This window comes from Mycoplana sp. 10N416, from assembly GCF_056394765.1.
In genome coordinates this window covers 259,178-280,198 of record NZ_JBFTIM010000009.1, presented here as the reverse complement: position 1 = coordinate 280,198, position 21,021 = coordinate 259,178, and the positions used below count along the sequence as shown (strand labels likewise).

The window sequence follows — 21,021 nt, the reverse complement described above, 5'->3', positions numbered from 1 at the left end:
GAATGATCGATCACGGATCGGACGAGGGCTGCGGCGCAAGGGGGAGTGCGGTGCAGCGGTCGTGCGACAGGCAGAGCGCGCGGGCTTGAACCGCAAGCAACAGTGCCAGAGACGTCTGGCGAACGTGCAGGCCGCATGACGGCGGCCCGACCTCCAGGTGGCAGGATGCCGCCTCCCCGACACTGACTAAACCCATGAGGAACCACGATAGGTGGGGAAGGGTCTATCTATGACGAACGCGCTTATTTCCGGAGGCATGGCGGCTGGGCCAAGTCCTCTTGCAGCGAAGGCTTCCAGCCGGATCGCAATCACGATCCGCGCCACATTGCTTCTGATCCTGTCGGCCTTCGGCGCGACGCTGCTGGTCCTGGCCAGCATGAATATGTTCTCGACATGGGATAGCATGCGCAGCGCGCAGGCCATGCGGACGAACAATGAGATCGGCGATCTCTTCCTGGCAAGCGCCGGCTCGCTCGCGAGCGAACGGGGAATGATCAACACCGCCTTCGGCAAATCGGCCAGCGCCGCACCGGAAACGGTCGCGAAGATAGCCGAGCATCGCCGACGGGCGGACGAGGCGCTCGAAGCGGCTCTCGACCGGCTGAAGAACTCGCCCGACTTCAAGGAAAAGGACGAGATGATCTCAAAGGTCCGGCAGGACCACGACGCCCTGAAGGTTCTGCGCCGCGACATCGACGGTCAACTGGCTGTGGACGGAGCTGCGCGAAATCCGGAGATCCAAGGCCAGTGGGTGCCGACGGCGACCGCGCTCATCATGTCGTCGCAGCATCTGCGCATCGACGCGCAGGTAACGCCATCGTCGGCGCTTGCCCGGACGCAAATCGTCCTCGACCTGAGGCAGGCCATCTGGGTGGTCAGCGAGTATGCCGGACGCGAGCGTGCCGCAATCGGTGGTGCGATCGCGCGCGGCGCCCGACTGGACGACGGTACGCTCGCAACGCTTTCCGAATATCGTGGACGGCTCGAGCAGTCCTGGGTGTCGATCGAAAGCTATGAGGGCCGCGACTTCGCCGACCCGTCGGTGCTGTCTGCGATCGCTGCGGTGCGCTCGGAGTACTTCGGCACGTTTCAGGATGTTCGCAAAAACATCTACGCCGCCAGTGCGCAAGGCCGCGATTACCCGCTGACCGGTGACGAGTGGATGGCCTCGGCGACAAAGGCCATCGACGGCCTGTTGGCGCTGTCGAACGTCATCGGCCAATCTGCAGGCTCCTATACGCAGCAGATCGAGGACAGTGGACGCAACGGCTTCATCGCCAGCACGGCGGTGCTGATTGCTGCCGTGGTCCTGGGCCTGTTTGCCTTCTGGATCGTCACGACCCGGGTTACGCGGCCCATCCAGTCGCTGACGGAAACCATGTCCCGACTGGCCAACGGCGACCTGGAGACGTCGATACCGTCGGTCGAGAGCAGGGATGAGATCGGCGAGATGGCGCGCGCGGTGGAAGTGTTCCGCGAAGCCGGTCGCAACAATCGCCGACTGGAGGTAGAAGCCCACGAAGGCCGCGAATTGACTGAACGCGAGCGGCGCGAGCGCGAAGCGCAGAGAGCCGTCGAGGCGCAAAAGATGCAGGAAGCGGTCGACGCGCTCGGTACTGCGCTTGGTCAACTGGCCGAAGGCAACGTCGGTCATCGGATCGAAACGGTGTTCGCGGAATCTCTCGATCGCTTGCGGACCGACTTCAACCAGTCGGCGAGCAAACTGGAAGAGGCGCTGCGTTCCGTCGGTCACAACGCCGCTGCCATTCATTCCGGTTCGGAGCAAATCCGGGCCGCAGCCGATGATCTCTCCAAGCGCACGGAAATGCAGGCCGCCTCGGTCGAGGAGACCGCCGCTGCCATCGAGCAGATCACGACGGCGGTACGGGACACGAGCCAGAGGGCGGGCGAGGCCGGCGGTCTGGTCGAGCGGGCGCGCGAACAGGCCGAACGCTCCAGTGTCATCGTCGAAAAAACGGTGACCGCGATGGGGGCGATCGAGACGTCCTCCCGCGAGATCAACAACATCATCGTCGTGATCGACAACATCGCCTTCCAGACGAACCTGCTTGCGCTGAACGCCGGGGTGGAAGCAGCGCGGGCCGGAGATGCCGGAAAGGGCTTTGCCGTCGTCGCGCAGGAGGTGCGTGAACTGGCACAGCGATCGGCGAAAGCAGCGCAGGAGATCAAGGCGCTCATCACGAGTTCGGCCGAGCAGGTCAACACCGGCGTGGCGCTCGTCGACGAGACCGGCAATGCGCTGCGGACTATCGCCGCTGAGGTGCAGGAAATAAGTCACCACGTCACGGCGATCGTCGAGGCCGCCCGCGAGCAGTCCGTCGGCCTGGGTGAGATCAACACGGCCGTCAACCTGATGGACCAGGGCGCGCAGCAGAACGCTGCAATGGTGGAGCAGTCGTCCGCCGCCAGCCACAGCCTCGCCTCGGAGGCGGGCGCGCTCAACGAGCTGCTCGCCAAGTTCCGCTTCGGCGAGGCTCGGCAGACGGTGCAGGAAGAGCCAGCTCCGGCCGCTCGGTCGCCGGCGCGCGCATTGATCCAGCGAGTAGCAAGTTTTGCGGGCCGCAGCGGAAACGCGGCAGTCGCGCCGCGCGAACGCTGGGAGGAGTTCTGATCCGCCCCAATCGACAGGGGTAAAGAGGACCTAACCCAGGCACCGGCCATCGACTGGATGGCCGGTGCTTTTTCGTCTGAACACCCCCTGCCATCTTCCTGCGGAGCCTTTCGTTCCTGACGGCAAGCTGACGACGATCGCCGACTTTCTTCAGAGGCTCGTCAGTTTCGGGGGTGATTGTTGTTGCGTGGACAATCGCAACCGAGGAGTTTGGATCCATGAACAAGGCACTGACAACGCTCGCTTTCCTTGCTGTTCTGCCGGCAACCGCTGCCGTGGCTGCTGATGAATGCCGCGTCCCTGCGGGGCAAGAGCAGTCTCGCGAAGCGCTGACGCAGCTTACGACCGAATTTGGTTGGACCATCAACAAGCTCAAGATCGACGATGGCTGCTACAATCTGCGGGTGACGGACGAGAGCGGCAATGTCTTCAAGGTGAAGATCGATCCGGAAACGATGGACGTCATCGACGGTGAGGTGGAAAGCTTCGGGGACGGCAGCATTTAGATCACTCGCGATCGTGCTGACAGGGGAGGTGCTCAGCTTGCCTCTGTCGGCCACATGCCTGACCGCCATTCAGATTCGAGACGGCTAAATTTTGCGAGGGACACATAGGCGACCCTGCTCGCATTCCAGGTCGACACGGGGCCAGTTTCCCGTGTCGGCGGCTGCGCGGTAGGTTGAGTCGAGGAACAGCAGCAGCGTCCGCTCGGGATCCCCGCTCCGGCGCACTGCCTCGTACGGAAGCAGGAACTCTCCGAGCGTTTCATCGAACCAGGCGTCGGCAGGTTCGACCTTGCGATCGGAGAATCCTTTCGGCGCGGGGTAGGCGTAGGAGTAGAACATCGCGTCGTCAGCTCCGGCGCCTCCCGGCCAGAACCCGGCCGAAGACACTTCGTGGCTGTAGGCTTCCTGCGAAACGGTGTCGGGGAGGTTGGGTACGCCGCCAGGATGACGCGGAGCTTGCCGCCCTGAAAAGCGTGTAATTGCCAGATCGAAAGATCCCCAGAAGAGATGCACCGGTGAAACCTTCCCCAGGAAGCTCGTCCGGAACTGTTCGAACAAGCGCGAGGCGCTGACCAGCGCCCGGTGGAAGCGACAAACGGCGTCCGCGTCGTAAGGGCGCTCGGCATGGTCCTCGGCGAACGGCACGGGATCGGCGACCTCGTTCGGGGTCCCGTGAATTGTCGGCTGTCCGCCAACCGCCAGGATCGCTTTCCTGGTCCGGTCGAGGAACTCGGCGACGCTCATGGGCTCCAACCGAAATGTTGCCCGCGCGCCGCCCTCCGCCTCGGCCACCAGGACATCATCGCAGAAATCCAGGCTCAGGGTCACCAGCCCGGTCTGATCCGGAACCGGTCCAGTCGTCAGTCCGCGGGGCGTGACGTAAAGCGTCGCGTGCCAGGAATGGTTGACCCATGGCGTGTGAGCGAGGCGGTACTTGCCCACGATCTGGCACCACAGGTGAAGTGCGGTGCAGGTTTCACGCCATTCCGGGTACCTGATTGAGGGCCATCGATCCATCATAAGGTAATCCCTCCGATATGATCCGACGGCTCAGATCATGAAGGCTGGACCGGTCCTTGTACAGTAGAAGTCGCGGCCACGGCAGAGTCTCCGCGTGACAGATCCATCGAGCAATGCTCGGCTTGCGGAGTTGCGACAGCTCCTGCGGTCGGCCTTTCGCAGGTGCTCGCCGTCTCGTCGCTTTGTCTTTGCAGCCCGTTTCTTGGCCGCCGCAGCAGTCGAACTCACCCTCCGACCCTTCGCCCGGTGTCCGCATCGAACAGGTGCATCATGTCTGGTTCGAAGGAAAGGCTCAGTACCTCTCCTGGTTCCACCCGCGCCCGCGACGGCAGGCAGGCGACGATCTTCTGCCCGCCCGCATTCGCAGAGACGACGAGCTCCGGTCCGGTGAGTTCCACCACCTCGGCGCGGGCATCGATGGTGATGCCGGGCCCACGGCCTGGCTGCAGTGCCTCCGGCCGAATTCCGAGAACAAGGCGTTGGCCTTCCTTGAGGAGGGCGTAACGTTCGGCGGGCAAAGGCAGGGCGATGTCGCCGAACATCAGCGAACCGCCCGACGCGGTGACCTCGAGGAGGTTCATCGGCGGCGCGCCGACGAAGGTCGCCACATAGAGCGTCGCCGGCCGGTTGTAGATTTCCTCCGGCGTGCCGAGCTGCTCGATCCGCCCGTCGCGCATCACGGCGATCCGAGTCGCCAGCGTCATCGCCTCGATCTGGTCGTGCGTGACATAGACCATCGTCGTTTGCAGCATTTGGTGCAGGCGCTTCAGCTCGGTGCGCATCTCCATGCGCAGCTTCGCGTCGAGGTTCGAGAGCGGCTCGTCGAACAGGAACACCTCCGGCTTCCGAACGAGCGCCCGGCCGATCGCCACGCGCTGGCGCTGGCCGCCCGAAAGCTGGGAGGGCTTGCGGTCGAGCAGGTTTTCGATCTGCAGGAGCTTCGCCACTTCACGCACCGCCCGGTCACGCTCGGCGGCGGGTACCTTTCGCATTTCCAGCCCGAAGCCGATATTGCGATGGACCGACAGGTTCGGATAGAGCGCATAGGACTGGAAGACCATGGCAATGTCGCGATCCTTCGGATGCACGCCGCGCACCGACCGCCCGCCGATGCGCACGTCTCCGCCGGTCGCCTCCGCAAGGCCCGAGATGATGTTGAGGAGGGTCGACTTGCCGCAACCGGACGAGCCGAGCAGCACCAGGAACTCGCCATTCTCCAGCGTGATGTCGATGCCCTTCAGCGTCTCGACGTCGCCATAGGCCTTGCGGACATTTACGATTTCCAGCGCGCTCAAGGCGTCGTCTCCCCGAAGTGAATGGACCCGCCATAGCTGCGCGGAAGGGTGGAAATGGCGTGCGAGGCGAGATCGGTCCCGGCTTTCAGGCAGGCTGCGAGCGGCTCGTCTCTGGCGAGCGCGGCCAGGAAGCCGGCGTTGAAGACGTCGCCCGCGCCGATCGTGTCGACGACCGTCACGGCCGGTGCCGCCTGCGACAGGAGCATGCCGTCGGAACCGAGCGCAATCGCGCCGTCCGGACCGCGCTTGATGACGACGGTCGCACCGTCCGGCATCAACGCACGGAGCGCTTTCGCGGCGGTCGCCGGGTCGTCCGTATCCGTGAGCGTCGTCGATTCCACCTCGTTCATGATCGCGATGCGGCAGCGCGACAGCCAGCCTCGTGCGGCCGACTTGTTCGCCTCCGTCCAGCCTTCGAGCGGCCAGCCGGTGTCGAGTGCAACGGCAATGCCGTACCGGTCCGACCAGTCGAAGAAGGCGGGATAGTCGGCCGTCAGGTCGTCGGTCAGGAACGAGCCGCAGAGCAGCGTGTAGCCGCCGCTGAGAGCGGGGCCGTCCAGCACCGAGAGCACGTCGGCAAGGCTGAGGCGCGCCAGATGCCCGCGGGTGGTGAAGAAGGTGCGTTCGCCGTCGGGATGGGTGATGCCGACCGACAGCGTTGTCCCCTCCGGCCGCACCGGCCACTTTTCCGCGCGCCCGCCAAAACCCTCCTTGAGCCAGCGGCCGAACTGGTCGGAGCCGACATTGGCGGCGATGGCGAAATCGACGCCGAGCCCGTCCCAGGCGAGCGCGGTATTGCCGGCCGCGCCTCCGACGCGAAGCTCGTCATGGTCGACGATGATCTCCGTGCCCGCCTTGGGCCAGGGCGCGGCGGGCCCAAGGATCAGGTCGACATTGACGTTGCCGACGACAGCAAGCGGACGCATCATTCGCTCCGCGTAATCTTGGTGGTGCGCACCGGGGTGCCGACATCCTCCACCCGTTGCCAGGCAAAGGCGATCATCAGGCGCTGCGCGACCGGCAACATCGCAAGCGTCGCCGCCAGCCCGGTCGCGGGCTTGAAGGCGAGCGTCACAGTTCCTGGAACTGCTGCTTCGCCGGATGCGTCGAAGACCACGACCGGTGCTCCGGTCGCGACCGCAGAAGCGGCCATCGCCGTGACGAGACCGGCCGTCGGGTCATTGCCGCGGAAGAGCACGACGCCGACGCTCGGCCCCAGCATCTCCATCGGCCCGTGGCGCAGTTGGCCACCTTCCAGCGAGAAGCAGGGGCGGCGGGACAGTTCGGTAAGGCCCAGCGCCAGCGCCTCTGCCGCACCCTGAAGCCGACGTCCGGACGTGACGACGACGCCAACCTCGGCCAGCGCTGCCACAGCCTCGGAAATATCCGGCTCCTGCGCATCCTGCAGAGCGGCAAGAGTGGTCGCCGGATCGTCTCCCAGGGCGGCGAGGACGGCGAGATGCAGGGCAAGGCTGATCGTCAGGCTCCGGGTGGCGGCAAAGGCGAGCTCAGTGCCGCCGGCACCGACGAGGCAGGGCGCGCTTCTTGCAAGAAAGGAGTTCGCTTCCAGCGTCAGTCCGAAGGTTTCCGGCGTTCCCCCGGTTTCGGCAAACCAACGCAAAACCTCGGCGCTCTCGCCCGATTGCGACGTCAGCAGGATGGTGCTGCCATCGACGCGCAGCGGCTGGCCGAGCTGCTCGGACAGCGGCAAGGCAATGGCATCGATGCCGAGCGCACGGTAGAGCGGCTCGACGGCACGGCCGACCGCATGCGAACCGCCCATGCCGAGCAGCAGCAGCCGGCCGGTCCGCCGAAGCGAGGCGGCGATCGTCATTGCCATGTCGCGCGCATTGTCGAAGGAGGCGATGGCATCGGCGCGCTGCCGCGCCATTTCGCGATCGATCGCGACAAGCCCGGCCGGGCGTGTTCTTTGTACCGTCATGCTCATCCCCCGGTCATCCCTTGACGCCGCCACTGGTCAGCCCGGAAATCAGGGCGCGTTGCATGAGGAACCCGATCAGCACCGGTGGCAGGGCGGCAAGCACACCGGCGGTCGCGATCAGGCCGTAATCGGAGACGCGGCCGCCGGCGAGATCGGCAATGGCGACCGTCAAGGTCTTGGCGCGCTGGTCGGACGTGAACAACAGCGCGTAGAAGAACTCGTCCCAGGCGAGCAGGAACGCGAACAATGCCGACGTCGCCACGACCGGCGCGGCGAGCGGCAGCGTAAGGATCCGCAGCGTTTGCCAGAGGCTTGCGCCGTCGATCATCGCGGCGGCCTCGATTTCGCGCGGGATCGTGTCGAAGCCGGACTTCATCAGCCAGGTGGTGAAGGGGGCAAGGATCGTCAGGTAGACCAGCGCCAGCCCGAACACGTTGTTCAGCAGCCCGAGATAGGAGAGACCCATGTAGAGCGGGACGGCCAGCGCCACCGGCGGCAGCATGTAGGTGGCGATCACCAGCGACAGCGACCAGTTGAGCGCGGGCGCGCGCGACACGGCCCAGCCGGCGGGAATGGCAAGCGCGATTGCGGCGACCGTCGCCATGCCGGACACCATCAGGCTGTTGCGCAGCGACGCCGTGAAGGCTGCGCCCGCGCTGTTTGCCACAGTCGACAACAGCAGCTGATAGCGCGAGAAATCAGCCGATTGCGGCCACCAGCGCAGCGGCTTGGCGGAAAGATCGGCCGCCGGCGAAATGCTCATGACGAACAGCCAGACGAGCGGCGCCAGGATGACCGCGGCCAGCAGCAACGCCGCAAGGTGGATGAATATGGAAAAGGCAAGACTCTTTCGTTCCATCAGGCGGCACTCCCCGCGGTCCTGCGCACCAGTGCCGCATAGGCCAGCGCCAGGACCGTCACGATCAGGGTGACGATCAGCGCCAGCGAGGCGCCAGAGCCGGCTCGCTGGAACGAGAAGGCCTCCTGGTAGACGAGGATCGACAGCGTACGCGTGCTGTTTGCCGGGCCGCCGCGGGTCATTACCCAGATGATGTCGAAGACCTTGAAGGCCTCGATCGTCCGCAACACCAGCGCCACCATCAGGGGACCGGCGAGATAGGGCAGGATGACGAAACGGAATCGGGAAAACGGGCCGGCGCCGTCGACGAGCGAAGCGGCGGTGATGTCGCGCGGCACCGCCTGCAGGGCGGCCAGCGCGATCAGCGCCACCAGCGGGAAGTTCTTCCAGCAGTCGGCAACGATCAGCGCGGTCAGAGCCGAGCCGGGCTCGCCGAGCCATGAGCGATAGCTGTCCAACAGGCCGATCTGCGTCAAGGCTGCGTTGAGGGCGCCGTACTCCGGATTGTAGATCAGCCGCCACAGCGTGGCGTTGACGACGGTCGGCAGAGCCCAAGGCAGGATCATCAGCGCGCGCAGGACGGTGCGGCCGCGGAATTGCTGGTTCAGCAGCAGGGCTGCGAGAACGCCGAGCACCATCTCCGCGGCGACCGAGATGATCGCGAACCATGCCGTCGTCACCAGCGTGCGCTGGAAGTTCGTGCTCGACAGCATCTTCGTGTAATTTTCGAGGCCGACGAAATTGCCACCCGTTCCGACGAGCTTGGCATCGGTAAAGGACAGCCCGACGGTGTCTACCAGCGGCCAGCCGATCACGGCGATCATGACCGCGAGCAGAGGCGCCATGAGCAGCCATGCGCGCGTCGTCATCCAGGTGCCGGACATCGGGCAGCCTTTCCATCAATGCGACCAGTCGCGGTCCATCGGGCCGATCTGGTCCCAAAGCGGATCACGTCCGGCGCAGTCCTGTCAAATACGCACCCTACTCACTGGGCGGTGCCTGCGGGCGGCGGCGAGCGCCACCCGCATTCCTTGCGTTTTGGCTCAGAGGCCGCTGTTTTCCGCAGCCGATTTCAACGCATCCTCTGCGGAAGCCTGGCCAAGCAGCGCCTCCTGGATCGCCTGCTGCAGGGCGGTCGAGAGTTCCTGGTACTTCGGCGTCGTCGGGCGCGGATACATGGCGGCGAGGCCGAGCTTGGCCGCGCCGATCAGCTCTTCCTGGCCCTGCGTCACGGCCGGATCCTCGTAGGAGGAGGCCCAAATCGGCAGGCTGAGCTTGGCGTACTGGTTCTGCGTGTCCTGCGAGGTCATGTGGACGATGTACTTCCAGGCTTCGTCCGGATGCTTGCTCACCGAGGTGACGCCGAGACCCATCGAGCCGTTGACGGCCGACACTTCGCTCTTGCCGGCGACACCGGGGGCGGGAACGACGCCGACCTTGCCGGTGACCTTGCTGTCCGCGCCGCTGTTGGCGAGGTTGTACATGTAGGTCCAGTTCAGCGCGAAGGCGGCTTCGCCGTTCTCGAAGACCTTGCGCACGTCCTCCTCCAGGAACTCCTTGGAGTTCGGGTTGGTGAGGCCGGAATTGTAGCTGGTGACCATGTAGTTCAGCGCGTCCAGCCCGCCGCCGCTCTGGAAGGCCGGCTTGCCGTCCTTGAGGAATTCGCCGCCATAGGCGCTGACGAGGGTGGTGTAGTCGCAGATCGCGGCTTCCGCCTGCGACCAGCTCCAGGCGATCGGCGTCTGCAGGATGCCCTTGTCCTTGATGGTCTTTGCCTGTTCGGCCAGTTCGTCCCAGGTCTTCGGCGGCGCCGTGATGCCGGCTTTCTCCAGGATTTCCTTGTTGTAGAACAGATATTTCGTATCGAGGATCCAGGGCATGCCGTAGGACTTGCCGTCATACTGGACGGTCGTCCAGGCACCCGGAAGGACGCCCTTCTTCATATCGTCGGTGACGCGGGACGAGACGTCGACCAGCACGTTGTTGGCCGCGTATTCCGCCGGCCAGATGACGTCGAACAGCACGACGTCGTAGCCGCCGCCCGATCCCTGCGCCAGCACGGTCTTGTCGTGCAGGCCCTCGTAGGGGACGAACTCGAGATTGACCTTGATGTCCGGATTGGCCTTGGTGAAGGCCTCGGTCATGGCACGCACGTCCGCCTCGCTGTAGGCGGCCTGGGCCATGAACAGCGCATTCAGAGTGGTTTCGGCAAAAGCGTGGTGAGCGAAGGACGCGCTCAACAGCGCTGCCCCGATAAGGGCTTTGGTGATCGAATTCGACATCTCTACCTCCTAGTTTTCAAGCGCGACAAACAGCGGTGCCGCGAAAAGCGGCGACGACACTCCGCGAACGGAATGCCGAAACATGCAGTCATCCTGCCGGATCGGCCGGCATCGGTTCCCTGGAGCTCTTACGGCCCCTCATTAAGTCAAATAACTTGACTTAAATCTTTCCCAGTCTCTTAGTTCCTGTCAAGAGGAATTGCGGGATGACCGACCCACGGCAGATCCGTGCCAAGAGCGGCACGAACCACGAAGGCACGAGTGCCCACAACCGTCGTGTGACGATCGATGCGCTGCGGGTGAACGGCGCGCTTTCCCGCGCCGATCTTGCCCGGGCCACGCGCCTGACGAAGCAGACGGTGTCGAACATCATCGAGGAACTGGAACGCGACGGTCTGGTCGTGCCGCAGGAGGCGGTTCGCAACGGTCGCGGGCAACCTTCCACACCCTACGCTCTTGTCTCTACCGGTGCATTTGCGATCGGTCTGCAGATCGACCGGTACGTGACGCGGGCCGTTGCGGTCGATCTCGTGGGCACGCAATTGGCGCGCGCTGAGGCCGACTTGCCGGCCGGCGGACCGGCGAATGGGACAAAGGTCGTGCTCGACCTGATCGCCGGGGTGAGGGGGGAACTGGCAAAGGTCGCCGCGGAATCGGAGAAGCGTCTGGTCGGGCTCGGCGTCGCCATGCCCGGCCCCTTCGGCGTGGAAGGGGCAGACAACGATCAATGGATGATGGAGGCCTGGCAGAAGTTTCCGCTGCTCGAGACGCTGGCCGCACGCACCGGATTGAAAGTCAGCCTGCGGAACGATGCCGCCGCCTGCGCCACCGCGGAGCGGATGGTCGGCGCGGCCCATGGGCTGGACAATGCCGTGTGTCTCTATCTCGGCTACGGCATCGGCGCCGGGTTGATCCTGAATTCGGAACTCTATAGCGGGGCGAACGGCAATGCCGGCGAGATCGGCATGGCCCTGCTTTCAGCGGGCGATCCGAAACGGACGGCGCTCGAGCATCGAGCTTCACTCGCCTCGCTCTACCTCCACCTCGGCATCGATGCGGCCGCGCATGGCGTCCATGGCGAGATCGGCCGGCTCGCGGCCGAGGACGATCCGCGTATCCTCGAATGGGTGTCGCACGCAGCCAGCAACCTGCGTTGGGCGGTACACCTGGTCGAGACGATCTTCGATCCCCAGACTGTGATCGTCTGCGGGGGCGCGCCCGAAGCTCTGGCCCGCCGATTGCTCGACGCGATGGAGCCATTGCTGCCGTCGATCGCCGACCGGCCCGGAAGAAACCTCCCGCGCCTTACGCTTGGCATGACCGACCCCTGGTCGGTGGCCCTTGGAGCCGCTGCCGAGCCTATCGGGCGTGCTTTCGATCCGCGCTTCTCCGCGATCATGAAATAGACCGAGCGCGCAGCGGCCCGCATACAAAGCGCGCCGTCAGGCGAAGGTCTCGCGGCAACGACAGACACTCCCCGAATATCCAGGTTCTCCCGTCGAGTTAGGAATACTTGTGCGCGTCAGTCTTCGGACGGTTGCCTCAGAACAGATCGATCCGGCTTCGGCGCCGACAAGATTTGCCAGTCATTTGGAACCTGCCCGAGGGTCCGGAGGTTAGCCATTCGAACACGGAGAAAGATCTCGAGAGGAGACACGTTTTGATTAGTTCAAACCGACATCCAGATGCCGCCCAACCAAAACCGGCTTTGAAAGTGGGTGCTGTCCAGGCCCGCCAGGGGCCGTTGGGCCGCCCCGTTGCGGTGGTCCTTGCCGGCGGGCTTTTGCTGGCCCTGATTGCCTGGGGCGCCGTGGAGTATTGGGGCGAAACACTGGATTCGTCCGTAACGGGTTCGACGGCACCAGCCGTGAGCCAGCCAGCGAACAGTCCAAAGCCCGACGCCGGGACGACCTCCGAAGACAAGACGACCCCGGAAAACACCGCTTCCACTGACCGTGATCCCACGTACCAATCTGGCACTGGCGGCCCGTCGCCGGTTGTCACCCCTGACGGCACCCAACGTTGAGACCTCTTTCGGGATGAACGTCCCGAGGTCGAGGCATCGGCACATCTTCGCCGTGATGTTGGCCACGGGTCCCGCCGACCCGGACTGCAGGGGAGGGCGTGCAAAACAGAACCCGCCGAAAGATCGGCGGGTTGCAGAGTTCGGACCCGGCCATTGGCCGGGTCCCTTTTCTCGTTCGCTTCGTGCACGTCCTACTGTGCGATCGGGGCGTAGTTGCCGTTGGTCCAGCGGTTGATGTCGTAGCTGGCGTTCTTCAGGTCGCCCTTTTCGTCGAAGGTGACGGTTCCGACGACGGTGTCGATCGGCTGGCCGTTCTTCAATGCCTCGGCGACCTTGGTCGGATCATCCGAGCCGGCACGCTCGATGCCCTGGGCAAAGGCCTGGATCACCGCATAGGAGAAGAGCGTGAAACCTTCCGGCTTGAAGCCGCCGGCCTGGATCTTCTCGACGGCTTGCTTTGCCTCGGGCTTGGCCTGCGGGTCTGACGGGAAGACGAACATCGTTCCTTCGCCGGCCGGACCTGCGACCTGCCAGAATTCCGGCGAAGCGATCGAGTCGGGCATGATCAGCTGGAACTTGTAGTTCTGCTCGGCGGCCTGGCGCAGGATCAGGCCGGCTTCCGGATGGTAGCCACCGAAATAGACGACCTCGACCTTGGCATCCTTCAGCTTCGTCACGAGTGCGTTGTAGTCCTTCTCGCCGGCATTGATGCCGTCGTAGAGGACTTCCGTGAGGCCGCTGTCGTTCATGGTGGCGCGAACCGCATCGGCAACACCCTGGCCATAGGCTGTCTTGTCGTGCAGGACGGCGACGTTCTTGCCGGCATATTTCTCGGCGATCCACGGACCGATGAAGGCGCCCTGGGCGTCGTCGCGGGTATAGAGGCGCATGATGTTGGTCCAGCCCTTGGCGGCCGCATCATCCGTCATGACGGGGTTGGAGGAAGCCGGGCTCATCATCAGCGTGCCGTTTTCGGCATAGACCGCCGAGGCCGGAATGCTCGAGCCCGAGCAGGCATGGCCGTCGACGAACTGGATCCCGGCTGCGGTAATGCGGTTGGCGACCGAGACGGCCTGCTTCGGGTCGCACTGATCGTCCTCGAACTGCAGCTTGATCTGCCGGCCCATCACGCCGCCCTTGGCGTTGATGGCATCGGCGGCAGCCTGCGCGCCCTGCCGGAACTGGTCGCCGATCGTGGCGAGCGGTCCCGTCAGCGGACCGGCCACGGCGAAAGTCAGGTCTTCCGCCCGTGCCGCGGTGCCCATGAGCAGGCCAAGCGCCGTGCCGAGGATCAGAATTCTTCTCATTGTCTCAACTCCCCTTTTGTGCCCGCATCAGTGCGGGTCGCTCCTCCAGAAATGAACCTACTCTTGCAAAAAGAGTGGTTGCCATTGGAACCACTCCCAAAGGTAGGCGGCAAGCCCCCGATCCACATGAATGCGCAGGGTCTCGGTATCGCCGTGGCGGTATACGGTGCCCATCACGCCGCCAAACGGCATGGCGGCGCAGGGGCCCGGATTGTCAGGATCGATCGTCGTCGCTCGCGCCAGAAGATCGCGAACGCCGTCCCCCCTCGCTTCGAAGAGGCGCAAGGCGGAACTGACGGTCGAGACCGCATAGCCCTCGTCATGCCACCCATCCCGCAAATCGGAATCTGGCAGTCCGATAATGAGCAACCGATCGCGGGCGACACGCACCGCATAGCGGTCACCGAAGGCAAGCCCAAGCGCGCCGACGTCCTTGCCGAAATCATGGCGGGCGAGGAAGCGGTCGATGTCACCGCTGACGAGGCGTTGTGGCACGCCGGTGACGGCGCCGACCTCGATGGGGCGGCCTGCGAGGCGGGCATGTGCCCAATCCGGCTCGGTCTGCCATTTGGCGGCGGTGTCAAGCATGAAGGCGGCTCCCTTCCTCATCAAATGCGCAAGCGGGGACGATGCGCGCCCGCCTGACGTTTCGGAGGTGCTGCAGTTCGATGACGTCGCCCATGCGGGACAGGCCGCGCTCGATCAGTCCGAGCGCGATCGGCCTTTGCAGGGCTGCGCTGAAGTAGCTCGACGTGACATAGCCGGTGCTGCGAAGACTGTGGCCATGGCGCTCGATGCCATGCGCGCCGGTCGGCAGCACACCCTTGCCATCGATCGCTTCCAGCCCGACGAACTGGCGACGATCCGAGCGGGCGGCATCCTCGGTGATCAGCGAGCGGCGACCGATGAATTCCACCTTCTTTCGTTCCAGCGGCGCGGTGAGGCCGAAATCCATCGGCCGGCTGGTGCCGTCGGTGTCCTTGCCGATGACCACATAGCCCTTTTCCGCGCGCAGGATCATGAGCGCTTCGAGGCCGAGCAAGGTCGCGCCAAAAGCCTCGCCGGCCTGCTTCAGTCTCGCCCACAGTGCGGCAGCGTGGTCGGCCGGCACCGAGATTTCGTAGGAGCGCTCGCCGGTGAAGCTGATACGGGCGATCCGCACCGCAACGCCTTCGAATGCGCCGGACACGACGGCCATGTGCGGCAGGGCCGCATCGTCGAGCGTGATGCCGAGATCAACGGTCTCCAACAGTGCCCGCGCCCGTGGGCCGGTGACCGTCAACGTCGCCATCGCGGCCGTCGCGTTGTGAATGAAGACGCGCCGGCGATCGAAACGGTCCTGCCGCCATTCTTCCAGCAGGGCATGCACACCCGCCACATGCGAGGAGGAACAGGAGACGACGAAGCGGTTTTCATCGAGCCGCACCAGAACGCCATCGTCGTAGATGTTTCCGCCCTCCGTCAGGATGAAACCGTAGCGGCAGCGACCGGGCGCCAGCGTCGACATGGTGTTGTAATAGATGAAATCGAGGAAGGGCGCGGCATCGGGGCCGATGACCTCGATCTTGCCGAGCGGCGAGCCGTCGAAAAGCGCGACGCCCTCGCGCGCGGCCTTGGCTTCGGCCTGGATGCATTCTTCCGGTGCCTCCGTGCCATAGAAGGCTGGCCGCAGCCAACCGCCATAGTCGCGGAACACTGCCCCGTCGGCCCGATGCATATTTTCGAGCGGAAGGCGGCGCAGCGGGGCCATGCGCGTGCTGGAGCGGGCACCGGCGAAGGAGGTCAGCGGCACCGGCGTGAACGGCGGACGATAGGTCGTCGTCCCCACCTCGGGGATGCGCCGGCCGGTCAGTTCGGCCATGAGCGCCAGACCGTTGACATTGGAGGTCTTGCCCTGGTCGGTCGCCATGCCGAGCGTGGTGTAGCGCTTCACGTGCTCAACGGAGACGAAATTCTCCCGCACGGCCAGTTCCACATCCTTGGCCGTGACGTCGTTCTGCAGGTCGATCCAGACCCGTTCCTTCGCGCCCGGCTTCGGCCAGGCCGCGACGATGCCGAGGTTCCGGTCCGAACCGTCGGCAAGCGCCGCCGGCAGGTGGAAATGCCCTGCAGCAGCGCCAACCACCTCGACACCCTCGACCACCCGGCCGGGAACGAAGGCGAGAATATCGTCGCGCCAGTCGAGTTTACCCTGCGCCTGGCAATAGAGATGCACGGTCGGTGTGAAGCCGCCCGAGGCGAGCACGGTGTCCGCTTCCAGTACCGTGCCGTCGGAAAGTTTTACGGCGTTGACAGCACGGCGGCCGATCGCAGTTTTGACGGTCAGTCCCTTCAGCACCCGCACACCGGCGGGTGCCGGGGCATCGCTGCGGTAGTCGACGACCGTAACATCCGCACCGGCCGCCGCCAGCGCTTCGGCAGTCTCATGGGCAAGCCCGTTGTTCGTCGCAACGACGACCTTGCGGCCGGCAGCGACGCCGAAGCGGCGGAGGTAGACCAGCGCGGCCTCGGCCGACATGATGCCCGGCAGATCGTTGTTACCGAAGGGTAGTGGTCGTTCGATCGCGCCGGTGGCAAGCACGATAGACTTGGCCCGAATCCGCCAGAGTCGATCCGGCGCACCATCCGGGCCCTTCTGGTTGAGGCCGACGAGATGGTGGTCGTAGATGCCGAAAGCCGTCGTGACGGTCAGCACCAAAGCTCCGGCCTGCTCCAATTCGGCGGCGACATCGGCTGCCCATTCCGCACCCGGTTTGCCCTCGATGGTCGCCGCGCGGAAAAGCAGGCTGCCACCCACGTCCCGGCCATCGTCGCACAGCACGACCCGCTTTCCGGCGCGCATCGCGTTGCGGGCGGCAAGCAGACCTGAAGGCCCCGCACCAACCACCAGCACGTCGCAGTGATGGTTGATCTGCTCAGCGAAGGCCGGCCCTGTTGTCGTCGCGTCCAGGGTCCCGAGGCCTGCCATCTGCCGGATGCGCGGCTCGAAGAGGTGCCAGTCGGGGAACATGAATGTCTTGTAGTAGAAGGCGGCCGGGATGAAACGCGAGAAGGCGTCGAGGAAGGCTTGGCGATCCTTTTCCGCGCTCGGCTCGGCATTCACGCTCCGCACCCTAAGACCGTCCGCGGCGAGCGCCTGCGTGGCGCGGGTGTTCGGCATGCCGCCGGCAATATCGACAAGCGCATTCGGTTCTTCGACGCCGGCCCCCCAGAGGCCGCGCGGACGGTGGTATTTGAAGCTGCGGCCGAGCACTGAAATGCTACCGGCGAGGAGCGCCGAGGCGACGGTATCTCCTGCAAAACCCTCGATCACTCGGCCGTCGAAGGTGAAGGCGAGCGGCCGCGACCGGTCGATCGCCGTGCCGCCGTCAGTGCGCCATGCGGTCATCGCCGGCCTCCTTCCCCAAGTGCTGCGGACTGCGCCACGCGGTGATGCACGGTGTCGCGCTCCATGCAGAAGATTTCGCCGCAGGCCATGTGCATCCAGATTTCGTTTGCGGTCCCGCGCGGGTTGTTGCGCTCGTAGAGATAGGCGGTCCACTCACCGTCCGTCACATCGCGAAACCCTTCCGGGCGATGGTTGCCGGCATCGCCCCCGAAGCGGAATTCGCTCTCGCTCCTCGGTCCGCAGAAGGGGCAGGGGAAAAGCTGCATGGTGGCCTCCTAGTGGGCGATTCCGGAGCCGGCGGCCTCGTCGATCAATCGCCCGCGTGAAAAACGGTCGAGATCGAAGGGGCGGCTGACGTCGTGATGTTTTCCCGTCGCCAGCAGATGGGCGAGCAGCGTACCGCCGGCGGGGATGGCCTTGAAGCCACCCGTTCCCCAGCCGCAGTTGAGAAAGAGGCCCGGCAGCGGGCTTTCGCCGAGGATCGGCGAGGAGTCCGGCGTCACATCGACGATGCCCGCCCATTGCCGCATCAGCCGGAGCTGGCGGAAGCTCGGGAACATTTCGAGCAGCCCCGCGATGACGTCTTCCAGCACCGGCAGGTTGCCGCGCTGGCCATAGGAGGGGACTCGGTCTAGGGCCCCGCCGAGAACGAGTTCGCCCTTGTCCGACTGGCTGGCATAGGTGCCCGTGCCTGGAGACAGTACGACGGTATCGAGCACTGGCTTGATCGGCTCGGAAACGCAGGCCTGCAAGGCGTAGGAGGTGATCGGCAGGCGGAAGCCGGCCTTTGCCGCCAGGTGCGAGGAATGGCCGGCGACGACCATGCCCGTCCGCTCAGCACGGATCTCGCCGCGGCTGGTCTTTACGCCGCGGCAGCGCCCGCCTTCGATCAGAAATTCCTCCACCTCGCAGGACTGGATGATGTCGACACCGAGCCTGTCGGCGGCGCGGGCGTAGCCCCAGGCGACCGCATCGTGTCGCGCCGTGCCGGCCCGGGCCTGCCAGACGCCGCCGAACACCGGGTAACGCGCCTCCGGCGAAAAATTCAGGAGCGGCAGGACGCGGCGCACGTCCTCGACGCTGAACAGCTCCGCATCCGTGCCGTTGATCTGCATGGCATTCGCAGTCCGCGCCGCCATTTCCATCTCCGCTTCGCTGTGGGCGAGCGTAACGATGCCGCGCTGGGAAAGCATGATGTTGTAATTGAGGTCCCGCCCAAGTGTCTCATAGAGACGGAGGGCCAGGTCATAGAGCGCCGTGCTTTCCGGGAAGAAGTAGTTCGAGCGGACGACGGTCGTGTTACGTCCGGTGTTGCCGCCGCCGAGCCAGCCCTTCTCGATGACCGCGATGTTGCGAATATCGTGCGTCTTCGCGAGGTAATAGGCCGTCGCCAGCCCATGCCCGCCGCCGCCGATGATGAGAATATCGTAACGCGTCTTCGGCGCCGGTGAACGCCAGGCCTGCTGCCATCCCTTCTGGCCCCTGAGGCCCTCCTTGAAGAGCGAAAAAGCAGAGTAGTGCCGGGTCATCGCAAAACACCCGCACGCGCTCCTGCCGAGCGGTGGAATGGCAAGGCCGAGTGCTGCTTCATGCGCTGCCCCATGGATGAAGATGAAGGAACCAGTCGACTGATCTGCACTATCCGTATCACTCTGGACACAAATGTCCAGAGACTTGCAGCAGGCTACGCCGCCCGATTGATCTTCTGTCCGCTATTGCCTTGGATCTTGGGGGGACACCCGCGTACAGATATGCCCACCCTTCAGCCGTCCGGCTGAACACGCCGCATCAGGGTTTCAAAGGCCTGGACCTCATCATCCGATGCCTGGCGGCCGGTGAAGCTGAGGAGGTAGGGACGCAAGAGACGCAGCCGCATTTCCCGGTCGTCGCGCATGCCGAGTGTGAAGTGACCGATCTGCGTGAAATAGAGAACCCGGGCCCGGATGAAGGCCTCGGATTCCGGATAATCATAGCGCAGGAACATGCGTGTGAGCGCGTCGACACGTTGGTCATCGGCCTGGTCGACAACACCGCGCACGGCCGCGTCCACCTGTCCCCAGGATCGCACCGCCGCGTCGAGGCGCGGGTCAAAGAGGGTCGGGTCCACCCAGCATTCGAAAATCTGGCAAACCGCCTTCGTCACGGTCGGCGCGGGGCGAAGGGCGTGCTTTAGGATCGGGCTGGTGTTCTTGCGGAGCCAATAGTCAAGCAGTTCCCTGTGCAGTTCCTGCAAATCGGCAAAGAACCAATAGAAGCTAGACCGCGACACCGCGAGTGTCTTGGCCATGACCTGGATCTTCACGTTGGCGATACCCTCGTCGGTGAGCGCCGCGATGCCCGCCTCGATCCAGGCCTCGCGGCTCATGCGACCGGCAGCCTGCCTGTTGGCGCGGTTTCGTGTGCCCGAGGGAGTCGTTGTGCTCGCCATTCTTCTCCCTCAATCGATCGTGTCACCGCATCTGGCGGATTGGGACGTCATGATGCCTAATGGCAAACGGATATCAAGTTGAGAGCGCAGGCCGCGGTGCTTTGTCTAAAGAGACCCATGGATGTATTTCATCAAAGGGAACTTCCTGCGCCTTAAATTGACCGGATGCTTGCTATCGCGGCGATGAAATCCGCCTGCCGGGACATTCCCGATTTGGACAGGATAGCCTTCACATGCGTCCGTACCGTTTCCGGGCTGACGGACATTTGGAGTGCAGCAGAAACGACATTGTTTCCGGCTGCCAGCGCACGGGCAATTTTGGCCTCTGCGGGCGTCAGGTCATACAGTCCCTGGATGGTTTCCGCCGTCGGTACGCGCGTCCGGTCTATCGGCGTAACAACGAGGAGGGCGGCCGCGTTGGTGAAGATATCTCGCGCGTTGCCTTCGACGGCGACAATGTGCACAACGGCTGGCGGGTGCTGTTCGATTTGCGGCAATGGAAAAGAGCGGCTCGCCAGACTGCCGTGAACCCGCCGTTGTTCCAGCCCCTCGGCCAGCAGTCGGTTGGCGGCGGCATGATGGAAGTAGAGGCTGTCGTATCCTCCGATCGCGATCTGGGGGGCCATTTCCTGCAGGAGTTGATTGGTGCCCAGGACGCGGCCGTCGCGGTTGAGCACTGCCGATGGCAACCCGCTCAGTTGCAGGGCCTCGACTGCCGCCTTGATCCTTTCGAATTCAAGCCGGCTGGACATCATTGCCGCCCGTGCCAGGTGGGGGCGAAGCTGGTCGAGATAGCCGATCGCGGCAGGTGTGACGGGCCCCGTGCGCTTCTTCTTCTCCACCGCGAAAATCATCCGGTCGCCGCTCGGAGATGTGATGAATGTCGATGTGCCGAATCCGTAGCCGAGCGGCTTCATCACCTCCGTAAAAATGGGCTGCGTGTTGTAGTCGTCCTCGGTGAAGTAATCCGCCTCGTCGATAAAGCCGTGGTGATCGATAGTCAGCAGCTTAGCAGCCCTGGTGTTCCTGTTGATCCAGCCTTCTTCCAGCATCTTCTGGCTGAGATCATCGAGTGAAGCGGAACTGATGACGCGCATGCTGGTGGCGCTGGTGTTGAACAGGGCCGTGCCGTGGGCGCCGGCTCCCTGGGCCATCACGTCGAGAACTTTGTCCCAGGTCTCCGGAACGAAGGCTGCCTCGTAGATCAGGTCCAGTGCTTTCACGACCTCATTCATCACAACCCCGGAACGGCGGACTACTCAGGCACTTCCTTCCAATTACTGGCATCCGATTCTGAATTCCCGGTAAACGTGCGCGAGGTATTGTTATTCCGATG

General features: G+C 64.4%; 18 protein-coding genes. 4 read left to right on the top strand and 14 right to left on the bottom strand.

The genetic code is table 11. From position 1 onward, the window contains the following. Nucleotides 1-229 precede the first annotated feature (229 nt). Both AC1DDS_RS19585 and AC1DDS_RS19580 read left to right on the top strand, forming a co-directional pair. Entirely contained in the window at nt 230-2,632 is a 2,403-nt protein-coding gene (locus AC1DDS_RS19585; RefSeq protein ID WP_477480401.1) for a methyl-accepting chemotaxis protein, read from the top strand. Nucleotides 2,633-2,850: 218 nt separating this feature from the next. Further along, nucleotides 2,851-3,138, top strand: coding sequence for a PepSY domain-containing protein (locus AC1DDS_RS19580; RefSeq protein ID WP_477480400.1), 288 nt, complete (start codon nt 2,851-2,853; stop codon nt 3,136-3,138). Between the two features lie 84 nt (nt 3,139-3,222). Here the strand turns inward: AC1DDS_RS19580 and AC1DDS_RS19575 are convergent, their stop codons facing one another. The 7 genes from AC1DDS_RS19575 to AC1DDS_RS19545 all read right to left on the bottom strand — a co-directional run bounded on the left by AC1DDS_RS19575 (nt 3,223) and on the right by AC1DDS_RS19545 (nt 10,536). Next, nucleotides 3,223-4,155 (bottom strand): DUF5996 family protein, encoded by a 933-nt coding sequence (locus AC1DDS_RS19575; protein ID WP_477480407.1) that lies wholly within the window; start codon nt 4,153-4,155, stop codon nt 3,223-3,225. A gap of 227 nt (nt 4,156-4,382) precedes the next feature. After that, nucleotides 4,383-5,453 carry an ABC transporter ATP-binding protein gene (locus AC1DDS_RS19570; protein WP_477480399.1) on the bottom strand — a complete coding sequence of 357 codons (1,071 nt, stop codon included), beginning with the start codon at nt 5,451-5,453 and terminating at the stop codon, nt 4,383-4,385. Continuing rightward, the gene (locus AC1DDS_RS19565; RefSeq protein ID WP_477480398.1) at nt 5,450-6,379 is read right to left on the bottom strand and encodes a PfkB family carbohydrate kinase; all 930 of its coding nucleotides are present in this window, start codon (nt 6,377-6,379) and stop codon (nt 5,450-5,452) included. The genes AC1DDS_RS19570 and AC1DDS_RS19565 overlap by 4 nt, the downstream gene beginning before the upstream one ends. Continuing rightward, the gene (locus tag AC1DDS_RS19560; RefSeq protein WP_477480397.1) at nt 6,379-7,401 is read right to left on the bottom strand and encodes an SIS domain-containing protein; all 1,023 of its coding nucleotides are present in this window, start codon (nt 7,399-7,401) and stop codon (nt 6,379-6,381) included. Before AC1DDS_RS19560 ends, AC1DDS_RS19565 begins: the two co-directional genes overlap by 1 nt. A 7-nt stretch (nt 7,402-7,408) precedes the next feature. Continuing rightward, complete coding sequence (locus tag AC1DDS_RS19555) at nt 7,409-8,254, bottom strand: carbohydrate ABC transporter permease (protein WP_477480396.1); 846 nt, start codon at nt 8,252-8,254, stop codon at nt 7,409-7,411. After that, the gene (locus AC1DDS_RS19550; protein WP_477480395.1) at nt 8,254-9,138 is read right to left on the bottom strand and encodes a carbohydrate ABC transporter permease; all 885 of its coding nucleotides are present in this window, start codon (nt 9,136-9,138) and stop codon (nt 8,254-8,256) included. The genes AC1DDS_RS19555 and AC1DDS_RS19550 overlap by 1 nt, the downstream gene beginning before the upstream one ends. A 159-nt stretch (nt 9,139-9,297) precedes the next feature. Next, complete coding sequence (locus AC1DDS_RS19545; RefSeq protein WP_477480394.1) at nt 9,298-10,536, bottom strand: extracellular solute-binding protein; 1,239 nt, start codon at nt 10,534-10,536, stop codon at nt 9,298-9,300. Nucleotides 10,537-10,742: 206 nt separating this feature from the next. Here AC1DDS_RS19545 and AC1DDS_RS19540 point away from each other — a divergent pair, with 206 nt between their 5' ends. Together AC1DDS_RS19540 and AC1DDS_RS19535 are read left to right on the top strand one after the other, a co-directional pair. Next, the gene (locus AC1DDS_RS19540) at nt 10,743-11,942 is read left to right on the top strand and encodes an ROK family transcriptional regulator (protein ID WP_477480393.1); all 1,200 of its coding nucleotides are present in this window, start codon (nt 10,743-10,745) and stop codon (nt 11,940-11,942) included. Between the two features lie 308 nt (nt 11,943-12,250). Beyond that, complete coding sequence (locus AC1DDS_RS19535) at nt 12,251-12,562, top strand: hypothetical protein (protein WP_477480392.1); 312 nt, start codon at nt 12,251-12,253, stop codon at nt 12,560-12,562. A 191-nt stretch (nt 12,563-12,753) separates the two neighbouring features. Here AC1DDS_RS19535 and AC1DDS_RS19530 read toward each other — a convergent pair whose 3' ends face one another. The 7 genes from AC1DDS_RS19530 to AC1DDS_RS19500 form a co-directional block, all read right to left on the bottom strand. Then, the gene (locus tag AC1DDS_RS19530) at nt 12,754-13,869 is read right to left on the bottom strand and encodes an ABC transporter substrate-binding protein (RefSeq protein WP_477480391.1); all 1,116 of its coding nucleotides are present in this window, start codon (nt 13,867-13,869) and stop codon (nt 12,754-12,756) included. 57 nt (nt 13,870-13,926) lie between these two features. Then, a complete protein-coding gene (locus AC1DDS_RS19525; RefSeq protein ID WP_477480390.1) occupies nt 13,927-14,457 on the bottom strand; it encodes a sarcosine oxidase subunit gamma family protein in 531 nt (176 codons plus the stop codon). Continuing rightward, complete coding sequence (locus AC1DDS_RS19520) at nt 14,450-17,257, bottom strand: 2Fe-2S iron-sulfur cluster-binding protein (RefSeq protein WP_477480389.1); 2,808 nt, start codon at nt 17,255-17,257, stop codon at nt 14,450-14,452. The genes AC1DDS_RS19525 and AC1DDS_RS19520 overlap by 8 nt, the downstream gene beginning before the upstream one ends. Beyond that, on the bottom strand, nt 17,254-17,523 hold the full coding sequence (locus AC1DDS_RS19515; RefSeq protein ID WP_477480388.1) for a sarcosine oxidase subunit delta: 270 nt from the start codon (nt 17,521-17,523) through the stop codon (nt 17,254-17,256). The genes AC1DDS_RS19520 and AC1DDS_RS19515 overlap by 4 nt, the downstream gene beginning before the upstream one ends. Before the next feature lie 9 nt (nt 17,524-17,532). Further along, on the bottom strand, nt 17,533-18,786 hold the full coding sequence (locus AC1DDS_RS19510) for a sarcosine oxidase subunit beta family protein (protein WP_477480387.1): 1,254 nt from the start codon (nt 18,784-18,786) through the stop codon (nt 17,533-17,535). A 233-nt stretch (nt 18,787-19,019) separates the two neighbouring features. Then, the gene (locus AC1DDS_RS19505) at nt 19,020-19,685 is read right to left on the bottom strand and encodes a TetR/AcrR family transcriptional regulator (RefSeq protein ID WP_477480386.1); all 666 of its coding nucleotides are present in this window, start codon (nt 19,683-19,685) and stop codon (nt 19,020-19,022) included. A 152-nt stretch (nt 19,686-19,837) separates the two neighbouring features. Then, nucleotides 19,838-20,920, bottom strand: a complete 1,083-nt coding sequence (locus tag AC1DDS_RS19500) for a helix-turn-helix transcriptional regulator (RefSeq protein ID WP_477480385.1) — start codon at nt 20,918-20,920, stop codon at nt 19,838-19,840. Nucleotides 20,921-21,021 lie beyond the last annotated feature (101 nt).

Excerpts from the sequence above, each read along its gene's own strand:
- AC1DDS_RS19555 (WP_477480396.1), bottom strand. The coding sequence starts at position 8,254 with ATGGAACGAAAGAGTCTTGCCTTTTCCATATTCATCCACCTTGCGGCG.
- AC1DDS_RS19525 (WP_477480390.1), bottom strand. The coding sequence starts at position 14,457 with ATGCTTGACACCGCCGCCAAATGGCAGACCGAGCCGGATTGGGCACAT.
- AC1DDS_RS19545 (WP_477480394.1), bottom strand. The coding sequence starts at position 10,536 with ATGTCGAATTCGATCACCAAAGCCCTTATCGGGGCAGCGCTGTTGAGC.
- AC1DDS_RS19515 (WP_477480388.1), bottom strand. The coding sequence starts at position 17,523 with ATGCAGCTTTTCCCCTGCCCCTTCTGCGGACCGAGGAGCGAGAGCGAA.
- AC1DDS_RS19585 (WP_477480401.1), top strand. The coding sequence starts at position 230 with ATGACGAACGCGCTTATTTCCGGAGGCATGGCGGCTGGGCCAAGTCCT.
- AC1DDS_RS19575 (WP_477480407.1), bottom strand. The coding sequence starts at position 4,155 with ATGGATCGATGGCCCTCAATCAGGTACCCGGAATGGCGTGAAACCTGC.
- AC1DDS_RS19505 (WP_477480386.1), bottom strand. The coding sequence starts at position 19,685 with ATGGCGAGCACAACGACTCCCTCGGGCACACGAAACCGCGCCAACAGG.
- AC1DDS_RS19520 (WP_477480389.1), bottom strand. The coding sequence starts at position 17,257 with ATGACCGCATGGCGCACTGACGGCGGCACGGCGATCGACCGGTCGCGG.
- AC1DDS_RS19510 (WP_477480387.1), bottom strand. The coding sequence starts at position 18,786 with ATGACCCGGCACTACTCTGCTTTTTCGCTCTTCAAGGAGGGCCTCAGG.
- AC1DDS_RS19530 (WP_477480391.1), bottom strand. The coding sequence starts at position 13,869 with ATGAGAAGAATTCTGATCCTCGGCACGGCGCTTGGCCTGCTCATGGGC.
- AC1DDS_RS19540 (WP_477480393.1), top strand. The coding sequence starts at position 10,743 with ATGACCGACCCACGGCAGATCCGTGCCAAGAGCGGCACGAACCACGAA.
- AC1DDS_RS19565 (WP_477480398.1), bottom strand. The coding sequence starts at position 6,379 with ATGCGTCCGCTTGCTGTCGTCGGCAACGTCAATGTCGACCTGATCCTT.
- AC1DDS_RS19550 (WP_477480395.1), bottom strand. The coding sequence starts at position 9,138 with ATGTCCGGCACCTGGATGACGACGCGCGCATGGCTGCTCATGGCGCCT.
- AC1DDS_RS19580 (WP_477480400.1), top strand. The coding sequence starts at position 2,851 with ATGAACAAGGCACTGACAACGCTCGCTTTCCTTGCTGTTCTGCCGGCA.
- AC1DDS_RS19560 (WP_477480397.1), bottom strand. The coding sequence starts at position 7,401 with ATGAGCATGACGGTACAAAGAACACGCCCGGCCGGGCTTGTCGCGATC.
- AC1DDS_RS19500 (WP_477480385.1), bottom strand. The coding sequence starts at position 20,920 with ATGAATGAGGTCGTGAAAGCACTGGACCTGATCTACGAGGCAGCCTTC.